The following is a 6,811-nucleotide window of genomic DNA, read 5'->3' as shown; positions in this document are numbered from 1 at the left end:
CTGCGAGCTGAGGATAGGACGCAGTTTGCCCACTTGGGGGCAGTTGTCCAGTCTTGGTTAAAGGACCGCGGCAACGCGTGTGCTGGTTGGGGAAGCGCCAATATGGTCGCGTGGATACCTTGAAGGTTGTTGTATGAGTGACGCAACGCGAAAGGGCAGCGATCCTATCGTCGTAGTCGGCGCTGGCGTGGCCGGGGTCATGACCGCATATGCCCTCGCAAAGCGCGGCGTCAACGTGGCTGTCGTTGACGCATTATCCGGCCCGGCCGAAATGTGCAGCCGTGCGAATGCCGGTATCATTGCTGTCGGCCATGCCAAGGCCTGGGCAGGACCGGGAGCAATTGGCGCCATGGTCAAGGCCGTTGCGGGACGCGACCCATCGGTGAAAGTAACACGCCTGATGGATCCGGCGCTCTGGCGGTGGGGAGTCGAGTTCCTATGCAACTGTCTCCCGTCGGCTCATCAAAGGAACACCGACAAGCTGCAACGTTTGAGCCGTTACAGCCGCGAACTCATCGCCGCGGCTGAGATCGAGATGAGCCTGCCGAAGGAGACCCGGCACCAGGGAGGCCTCTACCTGTTTCAGGACAAGGTGCAGTTTAACACCTATGTCGCCTCGATCGAGGACCATGGCGACGGCTCCGTCGAGGTGCTGAGCCGTGACGCATTGATCGCGCGCGAACCTGGATTATCTGGGATGTCTGACCGGTTGGTCGGCGGGCTGTTCAGTGCAGCGGACTCGGTGGGTGATTGCCAGCTGTTTACCCAACGCACGGCTGCCTATTTGAACCATTCGCATAATGTCGGCCTGCATTTCGACACGCGCGTCACAGGGTTCCGCCTCGCCAACAACACGATCAGGGCCGTTAAGACGAACCGTGGGGAGATATCGTGCACGGCAGTAATCTTAGCGACAGGTGTTGAGACGCCTGACATAACCCGTCCTCTCGGCTTCCGTCCCAATATATATCCGATTAAGGGATATTCTGGTACTTGGAAGCTCACCGATCCTGTCGGAGTTCCTACGCTACCCTTTGTCGACGAGACGGAATTGCTGGCAGTCGCAACTTACAACGGAAAGCTTCGCGTGACAGCTATTGCGGAGTTTGCGGCGCGCGATTGTTCTATTTCCGAAGCGCGCACCTTACAGATAGCCGACTATGTGCGGCGGTCTTTTGGGAATGCGGTCGAGTTGGAGACGCCTGAATTCTGGGCGGGTCTGCGCCCTACCACAGCGGCCGGGCCTCCTTATCTGGGCCGGATTCGTAAATTCGACAATCTTTGGGTCAATGCGGGGCACGGGCAGCTCGGCTGGACGATGTCTCTTGGCTGCGGTGAGCTTCTAGCCCAGAGGATTACAGGAGATCAGACATCACTGGTAGATGTCTCAGCTACGGTCGCTTGGCTTGTGTAGTTTCAGGGTGTTACTGCAAGCCCGAAGTGAGCCACAAAAGTCCGTTCCATCTCGATGCTCTCGCACGGGATGCCGGCACGATCGGCTACGAACTGCTCACCAGTTTGGGATCCCGCCACCACCGTCAGTACATCCATTCGTGAGGTTCACACACCATGCGCGTTCTCATTCTCGGCAGCGGCGTCGGCGGCGTCACGTCCGCATATTATCTCGCCCGGCAAGGCCATGAGGTGACGGTGGTAGACCGCCAGCCCGCTGCCGGCATGGAGACCAGCTTCGCCAATGCGGGCCAGGTTTCGCCCGGGTACTCCGCGCCATGGGCCGCTCCGGGCATTCCGATCAAGGCTATGAAGTGGCGGATGATGAAGCATCGGCCTCTGGTGCTCTGGCCCCGCACCGAGTTGCGCCTCTGGGGATGGCTCGCCCATATGCTGGCGAACTGCACCGAAGAGGCCTACCGGCGCAACAAGAGCCGGATGGTGAGCCTGGCCGAGTACAGCCGGGATTGCCTGCGCGATTTGCGGCAAGAGACCGGCATCACCTACGACCACCGTGAGCAGGGGCTGCTGCAGCTCTTCCGTACGCAAAAGCAGCTCGATGGAATCGGTGAGGATACTGCGGTTCTCGATGCCTATGGCGTTCCATACGAGATCCTGGATCCCGCAGGATGCGTCAGCGTCGAACCGGCGCTGAAACTTGTGAAGAGCAAGGTCGCCGGCGGTCTGCGTCTCCTCGGCGACGAAACCGGGGATGCTCACCTGTTTACACAGAGGCTTGCGGCTATTGCTGAGCAGTTGGGGGTCCGGTTCCGGTACGGTACGTCTGTGCAGAAACTGCTCACAGAAGGCGACCAGATCTCCGGCGTGCAGGTGAACGGCAGCGAGGTGCTCACCGCTGACACCTATGTGGCGGCCATGGGAAGCTATACGCCGCAGCTGGTCAAGCCATTGGGCATTCATCTGCCGGTGTATCCGGTGAAGGGCTATTCCTTGACCATGCCGATAGTGAACCCGGGTGCGGCGCCTGTCTCGACCGTGATGGACGAGACCTATAAGGTGGGGATCACCCGCCTGGGCGACCGAATCCGCGTGGGTGGAACGGCCGAACTGGCCGGGTTCAGCCAACGCCTGCGCGCGCCGCGGCGGGCGACGCTGGAGCATTCGGTCACCGATCTGTTTCCGCAAGGCGGCAACGTCAAGCAGGCGCGTTTCTGGACGGGCTTAAGGCCAATGACGCCGGACGGCACCCCTGTGGTTGGCCCGACGCGATACAGGAACCTTTATGCGAACACGGGCCATGGCACCTTGGGCTGGACCATGGCCTGCGGCTCCGGGCGCGTGCTCGCCGACCTGATTTCCGGTCGAGTGCCGGAGGTTTCTCACAAGGATCTCGCAGCCGATCGCTACAAGGACGAGTGGCGGTTTCAGGCCGCATAGGTCTGTTACGTCGCGCTGTCGAGCAGGCCTGTCAGAATCCGTTTTCGGGCATCAGAGGTCGTGGCCAGCTCCAGATTGGCTCATCGGAGCATCCCTATATCGTGGAGACCCGTCATGGATGATCGGAATTTCGCAGTCTGGCAGGAAAGCCGCACAACAGCCGAATGGGTCTATACCTTCGGGGACGGTAAGCCCGAGGGTCAGGCGGGGATGAAGAACCTGCTTGGCGGCAAGGGGGCGAATCTCGCCGAGATGTCCAACTTAGGGCTGCCGGTGCCGCCGGGCTTCTCCATCACCACCGAGATCTGCACCTCCTAGTACGACCATGGCCGCGCCTATCCGCAGGAGCTGAAGATCCAGGTCAAGAAGGCTCTGGAGTATATGGGGAGTCTCACCGGCCGCACCTTCGGCGATGCGGAAACCCGCTGCTCGTCTCCGTCCGCTCCGGCGCCCGCACCTCCAAGCCCGGCATGATGGACAGGTGCTCAACCTCGGCCTCAACGACGTCTCATCTTATGATCTGATTACATTGTTCGGTAATGACGCAAGTACTGGGCCTAATCTCGAAAAGCAGGAAGAACATCTACTCTTAGGCGCATATATAGAATTTCGAACTCTTGAGAAAGCGCACTCAATAAGCTAGGCATGCGGTGCATGCCCATCTGGGATGTCCGAGCGCTACGCAGAGGCGCATCTAGCTGTGATGTCGTGCAATGCGGCTTTTGCTCGAGTTTGGTGGGAATAAACATCGATCAACTCGCTCTTCGACATTGATCAAGCCGCTGACGATCTGCTGCCGATCCTGAACGTGCGGGTTTCCGAAATGGCAGTGTAAGTCCGAGCAGGTCCGTTCAACACCAGGGGCCTGCTGGTCGAGCTGGAGTAGCGGGATGAAAATTGGCGCCCTGAAGGAAACATTCGAAGGCGAAGCGCGCGTAGCAATGACGCCGGAGTCCGCGCTGCAGCTGCAAAAGATCGGGCACGCGTGCTTTATCGAGGCTGGGGCTGGTCTTGTGGCCGGCTTCTCCGACGCGGCTTATGAAGCAGCTGGCGTGACGCTCATCAAGACCACAACCGACCTGTTCGAGGCGGTTGATACTATTGTCAAAGTGCGCCGGCCCTCGGTCACTGAGATACGATATCTGAAGAAAGGCCAGACGCTGATCTCCTTCTTCTGGCCTGCCCAGAACCCGGAACTCCTGGAACTGTGCAAGGACAAGGGCGCCACTGTCATCGCGATGGACATGGTGCCGCGCATCTCCCGCGCCCAGAAGATGGACGCACTCTCCTCCATGGCCAACATCGCCGGCTACCGCGCGGTGATCGAGGCCGGCAACCACTTCGGCCGCTTCTTCACCGGCCAGGTCACCGCCGCCGGCAAGGTGCCGCCGGCGAAAGTGCTGGTCGTCGGCGCGGGCGTGGCGGGTCTGGCCGCCATCGGCACCGCCACCAGTCTCGGTGCCATCACCTATGCCTTCGACGTGCGGCCCGAGGTGGCCGAGCAGATCGAGTCGATGGGTGCGCAGTTTGTCTTCCTCGAGTTTGAGGAGGCGCAGGACGGGGCCGCCGCCGGCGGCTATGCCGCCCCATCAAGCCCGGAGTTCCGGGAAAAGCAGCTCGCCAGGTTCCGTGAGCTGGCACCGGAGATGGACATCGTCATCACCACTGCGCTCATCCCCGGCCGGCCGGCGCCGAAGCTGTGGACCAAAGATATGGTCGAGGCCATGAAGTCGGGCTCGGTGATCGTCGATCTCGCGGCCGAGCGCGGCGGCAACTGCGAACTGACCGTGCCGGACCAGAAGACCGTGACAGACAACGGTGTCACGATCATCGGCTATACCGACTTTCCCAGCCGCATGGCCGCGCAAGCCTCCACGCTGTACGCCAACAACATCCGCCACATGCTGACGGACCTGACGCCCAAGAAGGATGGCATCATCCACCACAACATGGATGATGACGTGATCCGCGGCGCCACGGTCACGCACGCGGGCGCGATCACCTATCCGCCGCCCCCGCCGAAGGTGCAGGCGATCGCGGCCGCCAAGCCGAAGGACAAGCCGAAGGAGCTGACGCTGGAGGAAAGGCGGGCCCGGGAGGCTGCCGCCTTCCGGAACCAGACCAAGACCCAGGCCGGGCTGCTTGTCCTGGGCGGCCTGCTGATCGCTCTGATCGGTGCCTCTGCGCCAGCGAGCTTCATGGCCCATTTCATCGTCTTTGCGCTCGCCTGCTTCGTCGGGTTCCAGGTGATCTGGAGCGTCAGCCACTCGCTGCACACGCCCCTGATGGCGGTGACCAATGCCATCTCCGGCATCGTGGTGCTCGGCGCCCTGCTGCAGGTCGGCTCCAGCCATGGACTGGTGGTCATCCTGGCCGCCCTGTCGTTCCTGATCGCCACCATCAACATCGTCGGCGGCTTCCTGGTCACGCGCCGGATGCTGGCCATGTTCCAGAAGTCGTGAGGATCCCCCGATGAGCTTTGGACTTGTCTCCGCCGCCTATGTGGCGGCCGCCATCCTGTTCATCCTGTCGCTCGGCGGCCTCTCGGGCCAGGAGAGCGCCAAGCGCGCGGTCTGGTACGGCATTGTCGGCATGGCGCTCGCCGTGGGCGCAACGGTGTTCGGGCCAGGGATGGGCAACTACGCCGTGATTGCCGCCATGCTCGTCATCGGCTCTGCCATCGGCTGGTATGTGGCCAAGACGGTCGCGATGACCGAGATGCCGCAGCTGGTGGCGGCGCTGCACTCCTTCGTCGGCTTAGCTGCCGTGTTCATCGGCTTCAATGCCGATCTCGAACTCGGGCGCGTGCTCGCCCTAGACGAGGCGTCGCGTCAGGCGCTCACCGGCTTTGCCGGGGTGCTGGCGCACAAGACCGGCGTGGAGATCGCGATCCTGAAGGTGGAGGTGTTCCTCGGCGTGTTCATCGGGGCCGTGACCTTCACCGGCTCGGTGATCGCCTTCGGCAAGCTCGCCGGCAAGGTGAATGGCAAGGCCAAAAAGCTGCCGGGCGGGCATGCGCTCAATGCCGCGGCGGCGCTGCTGTCGCTGGTTCTGTTGATCCTGTACGTCGATGGTGCCGGTATCTGGACGCTGGTTGGGATGACGCTGCTGGCGTTCTTCATCGGCTATCACCTGATCATGGGCATCGGCGGGGCCGACATGCCGGTGGTGGTCTCGATGCTCAACTCCTACTCGGGCTGGGCAGCCGCCGCGATCGGCTTTACGCTCGGCAACGATCTCTTGATCGTCACCGGTGCCTTGGTCGGCTCGTCGGGCGCGATCCTCAGCTACATCATGTGCCAAGCGATGAACCGGAGCTTCATCAGCGTCATCTTAGGAGGCTTCGGTACGACGGCAGGCCCGGTGATGGCGATTGCGGGCGAGCAGATCGCCATCGATGCCGATGGCGTGGCGACCGCTCTGGAGGAGGCCGACAGCATTGTGATCGTGCCGGGCTACGGCATGGCCGTGGCGCAGGCACAGCAGTCTGTCTCGGAGCTGACGCGCCGTCTGCGGGCGAAGGGCAAGCAGGTGCGCTTTGCCATCCATCCGGTGGCGGGCCGCCTGCCGGGGCACATGAACGTGCTGCTGGCCGAGGCCAAGGTGCCCTATGACATCGTGCTGGAGATGGACGAGATCAACTCGGACTTTGCCGAGACGGACGTGGTGATCGTGATCGGCTCGAACGACATCGTCAACCCGGCGGCGCAGGAAGACCCGAACAGCCCGATCGCCGGCATGCCGGTCCTGGAGGTGTGGAAGGCCAAGCAGGTCTTTGTCTCCAAGCGGGGTCAGGGCACCGGCTATTCCGGGATCGAGAACCCGCTGTTCTACAAGGACAACACCCGCATGTTCTACGGCGACGCCAAAGCCAGCATCGATCAGCTCGTGCAAGCCATCTGAGGCTGCGAGGCAGCGGCTATCTGGAGTTGCATCGCGTTAGATGCCGTAATGGGCCTGC

4 protein-coding genes and 1 pseudogene are annotated in these 6,811 nt (G+C 62.0%); all 5 read left to right on the top strand.

Translation table 11 applies throughout. The features are described 5' to 3' along the window. The first annotated feature begins 133 nt into the window (after window positions 1–133). Window positions 134–1,414: an FAD-dependent oxidoreductase gene (locus tag AA309_RS23550; protein ID WP_047191475.1), complete on the top strand. Its 1,281-nt coding sequence runs from the start codon at window positions 134–136 to the stop codon at window positions 1,412–1,414. A 155-nt stretch (window positions 1,415–1,569) separates the two neighbouring features. After that, a complete protein-coding gene (locus AA309_RS23545; protein WP_047191474.1) occupies window positions 1,570–2,850 on the top strand; it encodes a D-amino acid dehydrogenase in 1,281 nt (426 codons plus the stop codon). Between the two features lie 114 nt (window positions 2,851–2,964). Beyond that, a pseudogene (locus AA309_RS33465) lies at window positions 2,965–3,361 on the top strand (PEP/pyruvate-binding domain-containing protein); the annotation flags it as partial. Window positions 3,362–3,740: 379 nt separating this feature from the next. Beyond that, window positions 3,741–5,312: a Re/Si-specific NAD(P)(+) transhydrogenase subunit alpha gene (locus AA309_RS23535; protein ID WP_047191472.1), complete on the top strand. Its 1,572-nt coding sequence runs from the start codon at window positions 3,741–3,743 to the stop codon at window positions 5,310–5,312. A gap of 10 nt (window positions 5,313–5,322) precedes the next feature. Continuing rightward, window positions 5,323–6,753 carry an NAD(P)(+) transhydrogenase (Re/Si-specific) subunit beta gene (locus AA309_RS23530; RefSeq protein WP_047191471.1) on the top strand — a complete coding sequence of 477 codons (1,431 nt, stop codon included), beginning with the start codon at window positions 5,323–5,325 and terminating at the stop codon, window positions 6,751–6,753. Window positions 6,754–6,811: the final 58 nt, after the last annotated feature.

Source organism: Microvirga vignae (assembly GCF_001017175.1).
GTDB classification, from domain to species: Bacteria; Pseudomonadota; Alphaproteobacteria; order Rhizobiales; family Beijerinckiaceae; genus Microvirga; species Microvirga vignae.
The sequence above is the reverse complement of the archived record's forward strand: the minus strand, read 5'-3'. Positions and strand labels throughout refer to the sequence as shown.

Excerpts from the sequence above, each read along its gene's own strand:
- AA309_RS23545 (WP_047191474.1), top strand. The coding sequence starts at position 1,570 with ATGCGCGTTCTCATTCTCGGCAGCGGCGTCGGCGGCGTCACGTCCGCA.
- AA309_RS23550 (WP_047191475.1), top strand. The coding sequence starts at position 134 with ATGAGTGACGCAACGCGAAAGGGCAGCGATCCTATCGTCGTAGTCGGC.
- AA309_RS23535 (WP_047191472.1), top strand. The coding sequence starts at position 3,741 with ATGAAAATTGGCGCCCTGAAGGAAACATTCGAAGGCGAAGCGCGCGTA.
- AA309_RS23530 (WP_047191471.1), top strand. The coding sequence starts at position 5,323 with ATGAGCTTTGGACTTGTCTCCGCCGCCTATGTGGCGGCCGCCATCCTG.